Genomic DNA, 14615 nt, shown 5'->3' on the forward strand with positions numbered 1-14615 from the left:
TGCCCACGAGAGAAACAACCCATGAAACGCACTTTCAAGATCTACCGCTACGACCCGGACAAGGACGCCAAGCCCTACATGCAGACCGTGGAGGTCGAGCTCGACGGCCACGAACGCATGCTGCTGGATGCATTGCTCAAGCTCAAGGCACAGGATCCCACGCTGTCGTTCCGCCGCTCCTGCCGCGAAGGCGTGTGCGGCTCCGACGCCATGAACATCAACGGCAAGAACGGCCTGGCCTGCCTGACGAACATGAAGACCCTCTCGGGCGACATCGTCTTGAAGCCCCTGCCCGGCCTGCCGGTGATCCGCGACCTGATCGTGGACATGACGCAGTTCTTCAAGCAGTACCACTCGATCAAGCCCTACCTGCAAAGCGACATCTACGCGTCGCCCACCAAGGAGCGTCTGCAGTCGCCCGAAGAGCGTGAAGAGCTCAACGGCCTGTACGAGTGCATTCTGTGCGCCAGCTGCTCCACGAGCTGCCCCTCGTTCTGGTGGAACCCCGACAAGTTCGTGGGTCCCGCCGGCCTGCTGCAAGCCTACCGCTTCATCGCGGACAGCCGCGACACGGCCACGGGCGAGCGCCTGGACAACCTGGAAGACCCCTACCGCCTGTTCCGCTGCCATACCATCATGAACTGCGTGGACGTGTGCCCCAAGCACCTGAACCCCACGCGCGCGATTGGCAAGATCAAGGAATTGATGGCACGCCGTGCCATCTGAGAACCATGGCTGACGAAGCGCTGCTGGACGAACGCGAAGTGGCCATCCTGCGGTGGCGCTGCCGCCGCGGGCTGGTGGAGAACGACCTGTTTCTCGAGCGGTTCTTCGCAACCCACGGCTCCTGCCTGACGATCCGTCAGGCGCGAGGACTCACGCTACTGATGGACTTGTCGGACAACGACCTGCTGGACCTGCTGCTGCGCCGCAAGGAACCCACGGGCGAAGTCGCTAAGGACGAAGTCAAGGAAGTGCTGGAGCAGTTGCGCAACCGCGCTTAAGCCCCAGCCCCGTGCAAGGCAAACTACAGAAGGAAACTGGAAATGAAACTGGCAGACAACAAAGCGACGCTATCGTTCAGCAACGGCAGCCCGAGCGTGGAACTCCCCGTGTACCAAGGCAGCATCGGCCCGGACGTGGTCGACATCCGCAAGCTGTACGCGCAAACGGGCATGTTCACCTATGACCCCGGTTTCCTTTCCACGGCCTCCTGCCAGTCGTCCATCACCTACATCGACGGCGACAAGGGCGAGCTGCTGTACCGCGGCTACCCCATCGAGCAGCTCGCCACCCAGTGCGACTACCTCGAAACCTGCTACCTGCTGCTGAATGGCGAGCTGCCCAACGCCGCGCAGAAGGCCACGTTCAACGACCGCGTGACCAAGCACACCATGGTCAACGAGCAGATGCAGTTCTTCCTGCGCGGTTTCCGCCGCGACGCACACCCCATGGCCGTGCTGACCGGTCTGGTGGGCGCGCTGTCGGCCTTCTACCACGACAGCACGGACATCAATAACCCCGAGCACCGCGAGATCTCCGCCATTCGCCTGATCGCCAAGATGCCCACGCTGGTGGCCATGGCGTACAAGTACGGCAAGGGCGAGCCCTACATGTACCCCCGCAACGACCTCTCTTACGCAGGCAACTTCCTGCGCATGATGTTCGGCACGCCCTGCGAGGACTACAAGGTCAACCCCGTGATCGAACGCGCGATGGACCGCATCTTCATCCTGCACGCCGACCACGAGCAGAACGCCTCCACCTCCACGGTGCGCCTGTGCGGCTCCTCGGGCACCAACCCGTTCGCCGCCATCGCTGCCGGCGTGGCATGCCTGTGGGGCCCTGCCCACGGCGGCGCCAACGAGGCCTGCCTGAACATGCTGGAAGAAATCCAGGCCATGGGCGGCGTGTCCAAGGTGGGCGAGTTCATGGAGAAGGTCAAGGACAAGTCCTCCGGCGTGAAGCTGATGGGCTTTGGCCACCGCGTGTACAAGAACTACGACCCCCGCGCCAAGCTCATGCAGGAAACCTGCAACGAAGTGCTGGCCGAGCTGGGCCTGGAAAAGGACCCGCTGTTCGCCCTGGCCAAGCAGCTGGAGAAGATCGCCCTGGAGGACGACTACTTCGTGCAGCGCAAGCTCTACCCGAACGTGGACTTCTACTCCGGCATCGTGCAGCGCGCGATCGGCATCCCGGTCAACCTGTTCACCGGCATCTTCGCGCTGGCCCGTACGGTGGGCTGGATCGCCCAGCTCAACGAGATGATCGGCGACCCCGAGTACAAGATCGGCCGCCCCCGTCAGCTGTTCGTGGGCGCCGAGCGCCGCGACGTTCCGGCCCTCAACAAGCGCTGATCAAGCAGCGCCGCCTGCCGCGAAGGCAGGCGTGCCCCGCCCCCCGCCCGCACGCACCTGTTGCCTGCGGGCTTTTTTGCGTCCGGGCCCTTTTTGCTGCGCACAACGGGAACCGTGCTGCAGCCCGCGGTCAACCGCTACGCCGCCAATGCCCGCGCGACACGCCGATCGGGCGCATCCACCTATACCCCCTCCCAGTAATAGGCATTTATTGCCCGCCAGCGCTTCATCCTAAAGCGCCATCGATTTATACTTCCCCCTAGTACAAGACACATAGCAACACATCCCGGCCCAACGCCCGCCCATCCAACCGCCATGCCCCATACCGCCGAAGACAAGCAACGCGCCATCACGCGCCTGCGCCGCATCCGCGGCCAGGCCGAGGCGCTGGAGCGCGCCGTGCAGGCGGGCAGCGACTGCGCACCCATCCTGCAGCAGCTGGCCGCCCTGCGCGGCGCCGTGCATGGGCTGATGGCCGACATGCTGGACAGCCATGTGCGCGAAACGCTGGCGCAAGAGCCCGCCCCCTCGCCCGAGGCCGTGGACGAGACGCTGGCCTTGCTGCGCTCGTACCTGAAGTAACGTTCCCCCACCCTTTCACCACAAGGAGCCCTCCCATGAAATCCCGCGCCGCCGTCGCCTTCAAAGCTGGTGAACCCCTGCAGATCGTCGAACTCGACGTGGCCCCGCCCCGCAAGGGCGAAGTACTGGTCAAGATCACCCACACCGGCGTATGCCACACCGATGCCTTCACGCTCAGCGGCGACGACCCCGAGGGCATCTTCCCCGCCGTGCTGGGCCATGAGGGCGCGGGCGTCGTGGTGGAGGTGGGCGAAGGCGTCACCAGCGTCAAGCCGGGCGACCATGTGATTCCGCTGTACACCGCCGAATGCGGCGAATGCCTGTTCTGCAAGAGCGGCAAGACCAACCTGTGCGTGGCCGTGCGCGCCACGCAGGGCAAGGGCGTAATGCCCGACGGCACCACGCGCTTCTCGTACAACGGCCAGCCCGTGTACCACTACATGGGCTGCTCCACGTTCAGCGAATACACCGTGGTGGCCGAGGTGTCGCTGGCCAAGGTTCACCCCGATGCCAACCCCGAGCAGGTCTGCCTGCTGGGCTGCGGCGTGACCACCGGGCTGGGCGCGGTCAAGAATACCGCCAAGGTGCAGCCGGGCGACAGCGTGGCCGTGTTCGGCCTGGGCGGCATCGGCCTGGCGGTGATCCAGGGCGCCCAACTGGCCGGCGCGGGCCGCATCATCGCCATCGACACCAACCCGGGCAAGTTCGACCTGGCACGCACCTTCGGCGCCACCGACTGCGTGAACCCCAAGGACTTCGACAAGCCCATCCAGCAGGTGATCGTGGAGATGACTGGCTGGGGTGTGGACCACAGCTTCGAGTGCATTGGCAACGTCAACGTGATGCGTGCGGCGCTGGAATGCGCACACCGCGGCTGGGGTCAGAGCGTGATCATCGGCGTGGCCGGTGCGGGGCAGGAGATCAGCACCCGCCCGTTCCAGCTCGTCACGGGCCGCAAGTGGCTGGGCACGGCCTTCGGCGGCGTCAAGGGCCGCAGCGAACTGCCCGGCATGGTGGAGGACGCCATGGCCGGCAAGATCCAGCTCGCCCCGTTCGTCACCCACACCATGGGCCTCACGGACATCAACCAGGCGTTCGACCTGATGCACGAGGGCAAGTCGATCCGCTCGGTGGTGAACTACGCTGCATAAAAACAGGAGCGCTTGGCGCTTGATGCGCAAGGGATTCCAGTACTTTTATTACTGAATCCCGCCCATACCAAGCGCCAGCAGCTACTTAAAAAGGAGCAACACGCCCATGTCCGACACCCTGGAACAACTCTCGGCCCACGCCTGCTTTGGCGGCGAGCAACGCTTTTACCGCCATGCATCGCACGCAGTGGGTCTGCCGATGCGCTTCGCCGTCTACCTGCCGCCCCGTGCGCTGGCAGCCGAGAGTGCGGATGGAAAGGTCCCCGCGCTGCTCTACCTTGCGGGCCTGACCTGCACCGAGGAGACCTTCCCCACCAAGGCCGGCGCCCAGCGCCTGGCGGCAGAGCTGGGCCTGGCCCTCATCACCCCCGACACCAGCCCGCGCGGCGCGGGCGTGGCGGGCGAGGCCGACGCCTGGGACTTCGGCGTGGGCGCGGGCTTCTATTTGGACGCCACGCAAGCCCCCTGGTCCACGCACTGGCGCATGGAAAGCTACCTGCTGGAAGAACTGCTGCCGCTTGTCACCAACGCCCTGCCCATCGACGGTGCCCGGCTGGGCCTGTTTGGCCACAGCATGGGCGGCCATGGCGCGCTGACGCTGGCACTGCGCCACCCGGGCCGGTTCAAGAGCCTGTCGGCCTTCGCACCCATCTGCGCCCCCACGCGCTGCCCCTGGGGCGAGAAGGCGTTCACCGGCTACCTGGGCCCGGACCGCTCCTCCTGGGGACAGCACGACGCCACCGTGCTCATGGAGAACCAGCCCCTCGCGCCCTACCCCGGCGGCATCCTCATCGACCAGGGGCTGGACGACAAATTCCTGGCCGATCAATTGCACCCGCACCTGTTCGAGGCGGCCTGCAGCGCCATCGGCCAGCCGCTCACGCTGCGCCGCCACGCGGGCTATGACCACGGCTACTACTTCATCCAGAGCTTCATCGACGACCACCTGCGCCACCACGCGCAGCAGTTGGGTGCCTGAGGCAGTGTGAACGAACCGCCCGGCTCTCTCGTTCAGCCCCACCTGTCCGCGCGCCGTTGCGAATGCCCGCTACAGCCCGCACGAGGGGTGCGCCTTGCGCCGCGACTGGCCGCGATTGGCCGCGTTTCTGCCTCCCTTTCGCGGGTGCCCGGGCCGCCCGAGGTTCATGCACCGTCTGACACCCGGCGCCCGCCAAACCGCTCACACCGGGCGGGGCGCACCCACCGCGTAGGCGCGCAGGTCGCGCCCGCCGATGCCCAGCGCCGGCCACAGAGCGCGCCACTGCGCAATGTGGGCACTGGCGAAGTGCCGGTCCAGGTCGTCCTGGCTGTGCCACAGCTCATGCACGTGGATCAGCCCGGCGTCCAGCACATCCTGCGCATACGCATATTCGATGCAGCCCGGTTCGGCCCGTGAGGCCTGCACCATCGCCCGCATGGCCGGCAGCGCGGCGGCCAGCCCGTCCGCCGGCAGGCGAATGGTTCCTACGATCAACAGCATTCACCACTCCCTCCCCACAGCAAAGCGCCCATGCTAGCCGCGGCGCGCACCGCGCTCAGAACAGCACGCCCTGCCCGCGCGCCAGCGCCGGGCGGTACTGCGACAGGTCCAGTTCCGTGCGCTGGCGGTTCAGGCCCAGGCGCGCACAGGTCTTCTCGAAGCGCTGGCGCAGCAGGTCGGCCCACAGGCCCGAGCCCTTCATGCGCGTGGCGTGGCTGCTGTCGTAGCTCTTGCCCGCGATACGCGCGGTTGCGTCGATGCCGTGCAGATCCTGAATGCGCGCCAGCACGCGTTCGGCACGCTGCGGGTAGTGCAGTTGCAGCCACTCGCGCATCAGGGCATTGAGTTCCCACGGCAGGCGGATCACCGTGTAGAAGGCCGAGGTGGCGCCCGCATCGCGCGCAGCGGCCAGCACCTGCTCCATGTCCTCCGTGATGAAAGGAATCTGCGGCGCCACGCTCACGCCGACGGGCACGCCGGCTTCGGCCAGCGCGCGGATGGTGCGCAGCCGCCGGTGCGGCGCGGCCGCGCGCGGCTCCAGCACGCGGGCCAGGCGCGCATCCAGCGTGGTGATGGTCACGTAGGCCGCCGCCAGCCGGCTGTGCGCCAGCGGAGCCAGCAGGTCCAGGTCACGTTCCACGCCGCTGCTCTTGGTGATCAGCGAGAACGGGTGTCGCGCATCGCGCATCACCTCGATCAGCGCGCGCGTGAGGCGCAGCTCACGCTCCACCGGCTGGTAGCAGTCGGTGGCGGAGCCGATGTTGACCACCGAAGGCCGATGGCTGGCGCGCGCCAACTCGCCCCGCAGCACCGCGGCGATATTGCGCTTGGCGATGATGCGGGTCTCGAAGTCCAGCCCCGGCGACAGGTTGAGGTAGCTGTGCGTGGGCCGTGCGTAGCAGTACACACAGCCATGCTCGCAGCCGCGGTAAGGGTTCACCGACTGCTCGAAGAAAATGTCGGGCGAATCATTGCCGCACAGCGCGCTGCGCGCGTCTTCCCAGATCACCTGGGTCAGCGGCGCGGCGGGCGCGGCACTTTCGTCGCCCGTCACACCCTCCTCCGGCCCGCCCCAGCCGTCGTCAAACGCCTCGCGCGCATCGCGCATAAAGCGGTGGGCCATACGCGTGGCCGTACCCCGCCCCTTGAGCGGCTGCGCGGGCGCCCATACGACAGGAGCCAGTGAGGGCGGGGGGTCGTCTTCGGAATGCATTCAATAACTGTATAAATAAAAGGGGTATCTATTTAGCTCCAGCAGCCCCATTGATACTGTGATTTCATCCAGCAATGGTATCCGATTGGCTCTCCCCGGTGTTCTTGCTCACGACATCCCCATACGTCACTGGCGGCGTAACCACCGCTTGCTGCAGCAAGCGGTAAAACAGCATCCCGCGTGAGCTGGATGTGCGCCGGTTGAAACGGAACACGAATTCATCGAGATAGGCGTCCAGGTGGTCTGGCTGTACAGAGCCATGATGTGTTCCCAGCACCCAGCGCTGTACCAGTGAGGCGACCCGGTGCACTCCCGCCATGGAGACATGGGCAGGTACGCCTGAGCCGAGCATGACGGTGCGCTGGTGGGTGTAACCCAGTTCTCCCAGAGCGCGGTATGCCGCCGAACCATCCGTGCGTACCTGGGCTCCAGGCTCGACCACCTCCTGCACAAAGGGGATTACGTGGGTGGCGGCGTCTCGGTCAATGCGGCGTAACCGGATGCGCCCAAACCCCTTGGGCTCCACGATCTCCACCGCCATGACCATCAACACTTTGGTGGTGCTGCTCTTGCGCCCTGCAGGGGTGGCGGGATTCTTGCGATCCGTGATGGACAGGTACGTTTCATCCACCTCCACAAGCCCCTTGAGCTTGTCCCGGCCCGGGCGGACCATGGCACGTCGAAACCGGTGCAGCATGGTCCAGGCGGTCTGGTAGCTCCCCAAACCCAATACGCGCTGCAGCCCCAGGGCGCTCACGCCTTGTTTCTGATTGGTCAGGTACCAAGCTGCAGCCAGCCAGACACGCAGCGGTGTGCGCGTCTTGTCAAAGATGGTTCCAGATGTCACTGTGCCTTGGTACTGGCATGAGCGGCACATCAGGCGGGTGCGGCTGGCGCGGTACACATCGCCAGCGTTGCCGCAACGCGGGCAGACGAAGCCTTGGGGCCACCGAAGCTTCTCCAGGAACGCCTGGCAAGCCTCTTCGGTGGCAAACCAGTCAAGAAATTCGTTCCAGGTGCGGGGGTAGTCCCCTCCAGGAGTTGGCGTTAGCATCTGGGTTTCCATCCAGCTATTCTCACGTCACTGGAGCTAAATAGATACCCCTTATGAATAAACAGTTATTCTGGCAATATCCAAAGGCCTACGCCATTTGCCGGAGGGCTGCAAGCGCAGCGCAATTCGCACTGCGCGCGTGTGAGATCGCTTGGCAAACGCGGCACCAGGCCGCACAATTCACCACTTCCGCACCCAATTGGTGCTTTTTTTTGAGAACATGCCTTGGCCCGGACAACCCCGTTGCCCGGGCTTTTGTCCGTTTGAGCGCGGCTGCCCGGCAGACGCGCTTTCACCATCGTTTACAAGGGAATCACACCATGCAGCGCAAGCCCCACATCATCCTGTCGTCCCTGGACCTGGAGCGCATCGAAGCCCTGCTGGAAAAACAAACCGCCCCCTTTCCTGGCCGCGAGGCACTGGAGGCCGAGCTGGACCGCGCCGACGTGTTCGATCCCAAGGACATGCCCCCCAATGTGGTGACCATGAATTCCACCGTGCGCTTCACGCTGCTGGAAACCGGCAAGACGAACACGCTGACGCTGGTCTACCCGAAGGAGATGGACGGCTCGGGCGACAAGGTGTCAGTGTTCGCACCCGTCGGCATCGCACTGCTGGGCCTGGGCGTGGGCGACGAATTCCAGATGCCCAGCCCCACCGGCCAGGTCACTGTGCGCGTGGACGCCATTGATTTCCAACCCGAGAACGCGGGTGAGCTGCATCGCTGAGCGCGATCGCACCACCCAAGACCCGAGGCAGCCATGACTGGCTGCCTTTTTTTCGTCAGCGCAGGCCTGCCATGAGCGCGGTGGTCAGCAGGCCGGTTCCCACGAGCCCGGCCTGCCAGCGCAGCGCAGATTGCCATGTGGGAACGTGGCGCTCCACACGCTCGTACAGCAGGTGGCCCGCGGCGATCGACAGCACGAAAGCGATGCCCATGCCTGCCATCGCGGCGGCTACTGACTGCGGCCAGAAGTAGCTTTCCACCGCGTTGACGAGCACGCACACCGCAAAGTGCACGAGGAATACCGAATACGAGATCTGCCCCAGTCGGCTGAGCGGTGCCCAGCCTTGCCAGCGCTGCATGGCCGGGCTGCGCATGGCCACCACCAGCAGCAGCGCAGTCACGCCGGCCAGCGCAATGCGGGGGCGCCACTCCAGCGCCAACGCAGCCACCACCAGCGCCGCGATCAGCAGCGCCCAGCTCCAGGCTCCCAGCGCGCGGGGCGACTGCACGGCCCAGTAGGCCAGCATGCCAAGGCCATAGGCACCGAAGAAATACACCGCCCAGACGTCCCAATTGGCGTCGCGGTTGAAGTACAGCAGCGAGGCGGCGACGCCCGTCGCCACGAGTGCCTGCGCGCCGCTCAGGGCCCAGGGCCAGTAGCGGGACATGCCGCGCGCACGCAGCGCCACCGCCGCGCGTGATACCCCAGTCAGGACCAGCGTGGTGAGCGCAAACAGCTGAAAGTCGATGGCCACGTACCACACGCCGGCCGACAGCGACTCCTCGTCCAGCACGCTTTGCAGCAGCAGCGCATGCGCGAGCAACTGGCCCAGGTCCGGCACGTCGGACACCGAGGCGTGATCGAACCACGGTTGCACGGTTGCCTGCACGACGATGGCGATGACCAGCGCCACCGCGTAGGGCACCACCAGGCGCACGAAACGCCGTGCGATGCGCTGGGCAGGGTCGGTAAAGCGCGCCTGCCCCTGCGGCGCCAGACTGGCCGCTGCCAGGAATCCCCCCAGCACCAGGAACACCTGCACCGCCATGCGCGCGTATTCGTAGAGCCAGTCGATCAACCCCGGCACCGCTTGGCGCGCCACGTCGGACATGGGCCCGTAGAACGCCAGGTGGTGCCAGACGATGGCGGCGCAGGCCAGGCCTTTGGTGCAGTCGATCAACGCGCTGCGGGAGGCATGAGACGGGGTGTGCTGGGACATTCAAAACAGGAACCCCGTGCCGGCAGCAGGCCTGCGACGGGGGTTCACGGTAATCGGGCAAGCCCGAGATTCTGCGCCTTTTGCGCTGATGCTGCTGACCGCTACACAGCGGGCGCGCATCAACAAAAACGGCGCCCCTGGGGCGCCGTTGGGCCAACGGGGCTACGTGGCAGGCCCGCGCGGGCATCAGCCCAGGGCCAGGCGCTCGCGCGCTTGCTGGTATTCGCGGCGCAGGCGCGCGACGAGTTCAGCCGTCGAAGTGACCTCGGTGATGCTGCCGATGCCCTGCCCGCAGCCCCAGATGTCCTTCCAAGCCTTCTTGGCGTCGCCACCGAAATTCATCTTGCTCGGATCGGACTCCGGTAGGTTGTCGGGGTCCAGGCCTGCCGCGCGGATCGACGGCGCCAGGTAGTTGCCGTGCACACCCGTGAACAGATTGCTGTAGACGATGTCGTCGGAGTTGCCCTCGACGATGGCCTGCTTGTACGCATCGATGGCGCGCGCCTCGTGCGTGGCGATGAAGGCCGAGCCGATATAGGCGAAGTCCGCGCCCATGGCCTGCGCGGCCAGGATGGCGCCGCCCGAGGCGATGGAGCCCGACAGCGCGAGCGGACCGTCAAACCATTGGCGGATTTCCTGGATCAGCGCAAACGGGCTCTTCACCCCTGCGTGCCCCCCCGCGCCCGCCGCCACGGCGATGAGGCCGTCGGCCCCCTTCTCGATGGCCTTGTGCGCGAACTTGTTGTTGATGATGTCGTGCAGCACGATGCCGCCCCAGCTGTGCACGGCCTGGTTCACGTCCTCGCGCGCGCCCAGGCTGGTGATGACGATCGGCACCTTGTACTTGGCGCAGACCTGCATGTCGTGCTCCAGCCGGTCGTTGCTCTTGTGCACGATCTGGTTGATGGCGAACGGAGCGGAGGGCGACTCGGGATGCGCCTTGTCCCACGCCGCCAGCGTTTCGGTGATCTCGGCGAGCCAGTCGTCGAGTTGCTCCGCCGGCCGTGCGTTGAGCGCAGGCATGGAGCCCACGATGCCGGCCTTGCACTGCTCGATCACGAGCTGAGGGTTGCTGATGATGAACAGCGGCGAGCCGATGACGGGCAGCGAGGGTTTCTGCAACGCTGGGGGCAGTTTGGACATTCGGACGGTCTCCATAATAAAAATGGGCTGTAGCGCTTTACCCGCAAGCGCTAGCAGCTATCAAAACAGAAGCAATTTTCAGAATGCTTCCAGCGGCAGAGCCGTGACGCTGGCCGCGCCGTGCACGATTGCGTCGCGCTGGCCCGGCGCCTTGGTCAGCAGGTGGTCGGCATAGAAGCGCGCCGTGGCGATCTTGGCCTGCATGAAGGCCACGTCCTGTCCCTTGGCGGACAGCTCCTGCGCCACCAGCAACGCGCGCGCCAACTGCCAGCCCGCCACCAGATTGCCGGCCAGCATCAGGTAGGGCACGCTGCCCGCATACACGTCGTTGGGGTGGGCCTTGGCGCCACCGGCGATGAAATCCACCACCTCCAGGAATGCCTGGCGTGCGGCAGCCAGGCGCTGGGCCACTGCTTGAGCGTCGGCCGTGCCGCTGGCGCGCAACTCGCCCTCGGTGGCCTCTATCTGCGCGGCAATCGCCTTGGCCGTCTGGCCGCCGTCGCGCGCCGTCTTGCGGCCCACCAGGTCGTTGGCCTGGATGGCGGTCGTGCCTTCGTAGATGGTGAGGATCTTCGCGTCGCGGTAGTACTGCGCAGCGCCCGTTTCCTCGATGAAGCCCATGCCGCCGTGTACCTGCACGCCCAGGCTGGCCACTTCCAGGCTCATTTCGGTGCTGTAGCCCTTGACCAGTGGCACCATGAATTCATAGAACACCGCGTTCTGCTTGCGCACCTCGGCATCGGGATGGTGGTGCGCGGCGTCGTAGGCCGCAGCAGCCGTGGTGGCCATGGCGCGGCAACCCTCGGTGTACGCGCGCATGGTCATCAGCATGCGGCGCACGTCGGGGTGGTGGATGATGGCGGCGCTGCCGGCCACGCTGCCGTCGACCGGGCGGCTTTGCACGCGGTCGCGCGCGTACTGCACGGCCTTCTGATAGGCGCGCTCGGCCACCGCGATGCCCTGCACGCCGACGGCGTAGCGCGCGGCGTTCATCATGATGAACATGTATTCCAGGCCCCGGTTTTCCTCACCCACGAGGTAGCCGATGGCGCCGCCGTTATCACCGTACTGCAGCACGGCCGTGGGCGACGCCTTGATGCCCATCTTGTGTTCGATGGACACGCAATGCACGTCGTTGCGCGCGCCCAGGCTGCCATCCTGGTTCACCAGGAACTTGGGCACCACGAACAGACTGATGCCCTTCACGCCCTCGGGCGCACCCGCCACGCGCGCCAGCACCAGGTGCACGATGTTCTCCGCCATGTCGTGCTCGCCATAGGTGATGAAGATCTTGGTGCCGAAGACCTTGTACGTACCGTCGGGCTGGGGATCGGCCTTGGTGCGCACCAGCGCCAGGTCGGAGCCTGCCTGCGGCTCGGTCAGGTTCATGGTGCCGGTCCACTCGCCCGTGACCAGCTTTTCCAGGTAGGTAGCCTTGAGTTCGTCGCTGCCGGCCGTGAGCAGCGCCTCGATGGCACCATCGGTCAACAGCGGGCACAGCGCAAAGCTCAGGTTGGCGCTGTTGAGCATTTCCACGCAGGCCGCACCGATGGTCTTGGGCAGGCCCTGGCCGCCGAAGTCGGCAGGGTGCTGCAAGCCCTGCCAGCCGCCCTCGGCGAACTGGCTGAAGGCCTCCTTGAAGCCCGGCGTGGTGGTCACGGCACCATCCTTGAACCAGGAGGGTTTCTCGTCGCCAACCACATTGAGCGGAGCCACCACGCCCTCGTTGAACTTCGCGCACTCTTCCAGCACGGCAGCGGCCGTGTCCAGACCAGCGTCCTCGAAACCGGGAATCTGCGCGACCTGGTCGATGCGTGCCAAGTGCTCGATAGCGAACAGCATGTCCTTGACAGGGGCGGTGTAACTCATGGGTGTCTCCAACTCAAAACGGTACGAATGTGATCAAAAAAAAGGCATCGCAAGCGATGCCTTTTTTGCCGGCGCAGCGGCTTACAGGGCCTTCACCAGTTCCGGCACGGCCTGGAACAGATCGGCCTCCAGCCCATAATCGGCCACCGCAAAGATCGGTGCCTCCGGGTCCTTGTTGATCGCCACGATCACCTTGCTGTCCTTCATCCCTGCCAGGTGCTGGATCGCCCCCGAGATCCCCGCCGCGATGTACAGCTGCGGCGCAACGATCTTGCCCGTCTGCCCCACCTGCAGGTCGTTCGGGGCGTAGCCTGCGTCCACCGCTGCGCGGCTGGCGCCAATGGCCGCGCCCAGCTTGTCCGCCAGCGGGGTCATGACTTCGTTGAACTTCTCGCTGCTGCCCAGCGCCCGGCCGCCCGAGACGATGATCTTGGCGGCGGTGAGCTCGGGCCGGTCGCTCTTGGTGACTTCGCGTCCTGCAAAGCTGCTCTTGCCGGCGTCGGCCACGGCGGCGGTGGGTTCCACCGCGGCGCTGCCGCCCGTGGCGGGCGCCGCGTCAAAGCCGGTGCCGCGCACGGTGATGACCTTGACGCTGTCCGCGCTTTGCACGGTGGCGATGGCGTTGCCCGCGTAGATGGGGCGCTCGAAGGTGTCGGCGGAGATCACTTTGGTGATGTCGCTGATCTGCGCCACGTCCAGCTTGGCGGCCACACGCGGTGCGACGTTCTTGCCGCTGGCGGTGGCCGGGAACAGGATGTGGCTGTAGTTGCCGGCAATCTGCAGGACCTGGGCGGCCAGGTTCTCGGCCAGGCCGTCCTTCAGGCTGGCGCCGTCGGCGTGCAGGACTTTGGCGACGCCGGCGATTTGGGAGGCGGCCTGGGCGGCGGCCTGCGCGCCTTCACCGGCTACGAGCACGTGCACGTCGCCCCCGCAGGCGAGTGCGGCGGTGACGGTGTTCAGGGTGGCGGCCTTGAGGCTGGCGTTGTCGTGTTCTGCAATGACGAGTACGGTCATGTTGTTTCTCCTGTCCTGCCTTTAGATGACCTTGGCTTCGTTCTTGAGCTTGTCCACCAGCGTGGCGACGTCGGGCACTTTCACGCCAGCGCCGCGCTTCGGGGGTTCGGCCACCTTGAGGGTCTTGAGGCGCGGGGCCACGTCCACGCCGAGGTCTTCGGGTTTGATGGTGTCCAGCGGCTTTTTCTTGGCCTTCATGATGTTGGGCAGCGTGACGTAGCGCGGCTCGTTCAGGCGCAGGTCGGTGGTGATGACGGCCGGGGTGGTCAGTTGCAGGGTTTCCAGGCCGCCGTCGACTTCGCGTGTGACGCTGACCTTGTCGCCGGCCACTTCGACCTTGCTGGCGAAGGTGGCCTGGGGCAGGTCGGCCAGGGCCGCCAGCATCTGGCCGGTCTGGTTGGCGTCGTCGTCGATGGCTTGCTTGCCCAGGATGATCAGGCCCGGTTGCTCTTTGTCCACCAGGGCCTTGAGCAGCTTGGCCACGGCCAGGGGTTGCAGCTCGGCATCGGTCTCCACCAGGATGCCGCGGTCGGCGCCAATGGCCATCGCCGTGCGCAGCGTTTCCTGGCATTGCGCCACGCCGCAGCTCACCGCGATCACTTCCGTGGCCACGCCTTTTTCTTTGAGCCGCACCGCCTCTTCCACGGCGATTTCGTCAAAGGGGTTCATGCTCATCTTCACGTTCGCGATGTCTACGCCCGTGCCGTCCGACTTCACCCGGACCTTCACGTTGTAGTCCACCACGCGCTTGACGGGGACCAAAACCTTCATTGCTGCGGCTCCTTCAATAGTTGATTGCTTGACG

15 protein-coding genes are annotated in these 14615 nt (G+C 65.7%); 7 read left to right on the forward strand and 8 right to left on the reverse strand.

The annotated features are described in order from the left end of the window. The first annotated feature begins 21 nt into the window (after positions 1–21). From HND92_RS12475 to fghA, 6 genes are all read left to right on the forward strand, one after another. Complete coding sequence (locus HND92_RS12475; protein ID WP_011805952.1) at positions 22–726, forward strand: succinate dehydrogenase iron-sulfur subunit; 705 nt, start codon at positions 22–24, stop codon at positions 724–726. A 5-nt stretch (positions 727–731) separates the two neighbouring features. Continuing rightward, on the forward strand, positions 732–1004 hold the full coding sequence (locus HND92_RS12480; RefSeq protein WP_047350435.1) for a succinate dehydrogenase assembly factor 2: 273 nt from the start codon (positions 732–734) through the stop codon (positions 1002–1004). A 42-nt stretch (positions 1005–1046) separates the two neighbouring features. Further along, the gene (locus HND92_RS12485) at positions 1047–2357 is read left to right on the forward strand and encodes a citrate synthase (protein ID WP_011805954.1); all 1311 of its coding nucleotides are present in this window, start codon (positions 1047–1049) and stop codon (positions 2355–2357) included. A 315-nt stretch (positions 2358–2672) separates the two neighbouring features. Then, on the forward strand, positions 2673–2939 hold the full coding sequence (locus tag HND92_RS12490) for a metal/formaldehyde-sensitive transcriptional repressor (protein WP_015913705.1): 267 nt from the start codon (positions 2673–2675) through the stop codon (positions 2937–2939). A gap of 35 nt (positions 2940–2974) precedes the next feature. Further along, the gene (locus HND92_RS12495; RefSeq protein WP_172207297.1) at positions 2975–4090 is read left to right on the forward strand and encodes an S-(hydroxymethyl)glutathione dehydrogenase/class III alcohol dehydrogenase; all 1116 of its coding nucleotides are present in this window, start codon (positions 2975–2977) and stop codon (positions 4088–4090) included. A 106-nt stretch (positions 4091–4196) separates the two neighbouring features. Beyond that, positions 4197–5069 (forward strand): S-formylglutathione hydrolase, encoded by an 873-nt coding sequence (gene fghA, locus HND92_RS12500; RefSeq protein ID WP_172207299.1) that lies wholly within the window; start codon positions 4197–4199, stop codon positions 5067–5069. 201 nt (positions 5070–5270) lie between these two features. On the opposite strand, the gene HND92_RS12505 is transcribed toward fghA, so the two are convergent. From HND92_RS12505 to HND92_RS12515, 3 genes are all read right to left on the reverse strand, one after another. Beyond that, on the reverse strand, positions 5271–5570 hold the full coding sequence (locus HND92_RS12505) for a putative quinol monooxygenase (RefSeq protein ID WP_172207301.1): 300 nt from the start codon (positions 5568–5570) through the stop codon (positions 5271–5273). Between the two features lie 55 nt (positions 5571–5625). Next, on the reverse strand, positions 5626–6783 hold the full coding sequence (locus HND92_RS12510; protein WP_172207303.1) for a PA0069 family radical SAM protein: 1158 nt from the start codon (positions 6781–6783) through the stop codon (positions 5626–5628). Between the two features lie 64 nt (positions 6784–6847). Continuing rightward, positions 6848–7849, reverse strand: a complete 1002-nt coding sequence (locus HND92_RS12515) for an IS1595-like element ISCsp2 family transposase (protein ID WP_011805635.1) — start codon at positions 7847–7849, stop codon at positions 6848–6850. Between the two features lie 308 nt (positions 7850–8157). On the opposite strand from HND92_RS12515, the gene rnk reads away from it, so the two are divergent. Next, on the forward strand, positions 8158–8565 hold the full coding sequence (rnk, locus tag HND92_RS12520) for a nucleoside diphosphate kinase regulator (RefSeq protein WP_015913710.1): 408 nt from the start codon (positions 8158–8160) through the stop codon (positions 8563–8565). 55 nt (positions 8566–8620) lie between these two features. Here rnk and HND92_RS12525 read toward each other — a convergent pair whose 3' ends face one another. The 5 genes from HND92_RS12525 to HND92_RS12545 all read right to left on the reverse strand — a co-directional run bounded on the left by HND92_RS12525 (position 8621) and on the right by HND92_RS12545 (position 14581). Further along, entirely contained in the window at positions 8621–9784 is a 1164-nt protein-coding gene (locus HND92_RS12525) for an acyltransferase (protein ID WP_172207305.1), read from the reverse strand. A gap of 186 nt (positions 9785–9970) precedes the next feature. Next, complete coding sequence (locus HND92_RS12530; RefSeq protein ID WP_011805963.1) at positions 9971–10927, reverse strand: nitronate monooxygenase family protein; 957 nt, start codon at positions 10925–10927, stop codon at positions 9971–9973. Positions 10928–11005: 78 nt separating this feature from the next. Beyond that, positions 11006–12796 carry an acyl-CoA dehydrogenase gene (locus HND92_RS12535; protein ID WP_011805964.1) on the reverse strand — a complete coding sequence of 597 codons (1791 nt, stop codon included), beginning with the start codon at positions 12794–12796 and terminating at the stop codon, positions 11006–11008. A gap of 81 nt (positions 12797–12877) precedes the next feature. After that, positions 12878–13810 carry an electron transfer flavoprotein subunit alpha/FixB family protein gene (locus tag HND92_RS12540; protein WP_011805965.1) on the reverse strand — a complete coding sequence of 311 codons (933 nt, stop codon included), beginning with the start codon at positions 13808–13810 and terminating at the stop codon, positions 12878–12880. 21 nt (positions 13811–13831) lie between these two features. After that, entirely contained in the window at positions 13832–14581 is a 750-nt protein-coding gene (locus tag HND92_RS12545; RefSeq protein WP_011805966.1) for an electron transfer flavoprotein subunit beta/FixA family protein, read from the reverse strand. Positions 14582–14615 lie beyond the last annotated feature (34 nt).

The sequence above is a fragment of the Diaphorobacter sp. JS3050 genome (assembly GCF_013154915.1).
Lineage (GTDB): Bacteria > Pseudomonadota > Gammaproteobacteria > Burkholderiales > Burkholderiaceae_C > Diaphorobacter > Diaphorobacter nitroreducens.

Coding starts and splice junctions, on each gene's coding strand:
- HND92_RS12525 (WP_172207305.1), bottom strand. CDS start 9,784: ATGTCCCAGCACACCCCGTCTCATGCCTCCCGCAGCGCGTTGATCGAC.
- HND92_RS12480 (WP_047350435.1), top strand. CDS start 732: ATGGCTGACGAAGCGCTGCTGGACGAACGCGAAGTGGCCATCCTGCGG.
- fghA (WP_172207299.1), top strand. CDS start 4,197: ATGTCCGACACCCTGGAACAACTCTCGGCCCACGCCTGCTTTGGCGGC.
- HND92_RS12505 (WP_172207301.1), bottom strand. CDS start 5,570: ATGCTGTTGATCGTAGGAACCATTCGCCTGCCGGCGGACGGGCTGGCC.
- HND92_RS12530 (WP_011805963.1), bottom strand. CDS start 10,927: ATGTCCAAACTGCCCCCAGCGTTGCAGAAACCCTCGCTGCCCGTCATC.
- HND92_RS12485 (WP_011805954.1), top strand. CDS start 1,047: ATGAAACTGGCAGACAACAAAGCGACGCTATCGTTCAGCAACGGCAGC.
- HND92_RS12490 (WP_015913705.1), top strand. CDS start 2,673: ATGCCCCATACCGCCGAAGACAAGCAACGCGCCATCACGCGCCTGCGC.
- HND92_RS12535 (WP_011805964.1), bottom strand. CDS start 12,796: ATGAGTTACACCGCCCCTGTCAAGGACATGCTGTTCGCTATCGAGCAC.
- HND92_RS12475 (WP_011805952.1), top strand. CDS start 22: ATGAAACGCACTTTCAAGATCTACCGCTACGACCCGGACAAGGACGCC.
- HND92_RS12495 (WP_172207297.1), top strand. CDS start 2,975: ATGAAATCCCGCGCCGCCGTCGCCTTCAAAGCTGGTGAACCCCTGCAG.
- HND92_RS12545 (WP_011805966.1), bottom strand. CDS start 14,581: ATGAAGGTTTTGGTCCCCGTCAAGCGCGTGGTGGACTACAACGTGAAG.
- rnk (WP_015913710.1), top strand. CDS start 8,158: ATGCAGCGCAAGCCCCACATCATCCTGTCGTCCCTGGACCTGGAGCGC.
- HND92_RS12515 (WP_011805635.1), bottom strand. CDS start 7,849: ATGGAAACCCAGATGCTAACGCCAACTCCTGGAGGGGACTACCCCCGC.
- HND92_RS12510 (WP_172207303.1), bottom strand. CDS start 6,783: ATGCATTCCGAAGACGACCCCCCGCCCTCACTGGCTCCTGTCGTATGG.
- HND92_RS12540 (WP_011805965.1), bottom strand. CDS start 13,810: ATGACCGTACTCGTCATTGCAGAACACGACAACGCCAGCCTCAAGGCC.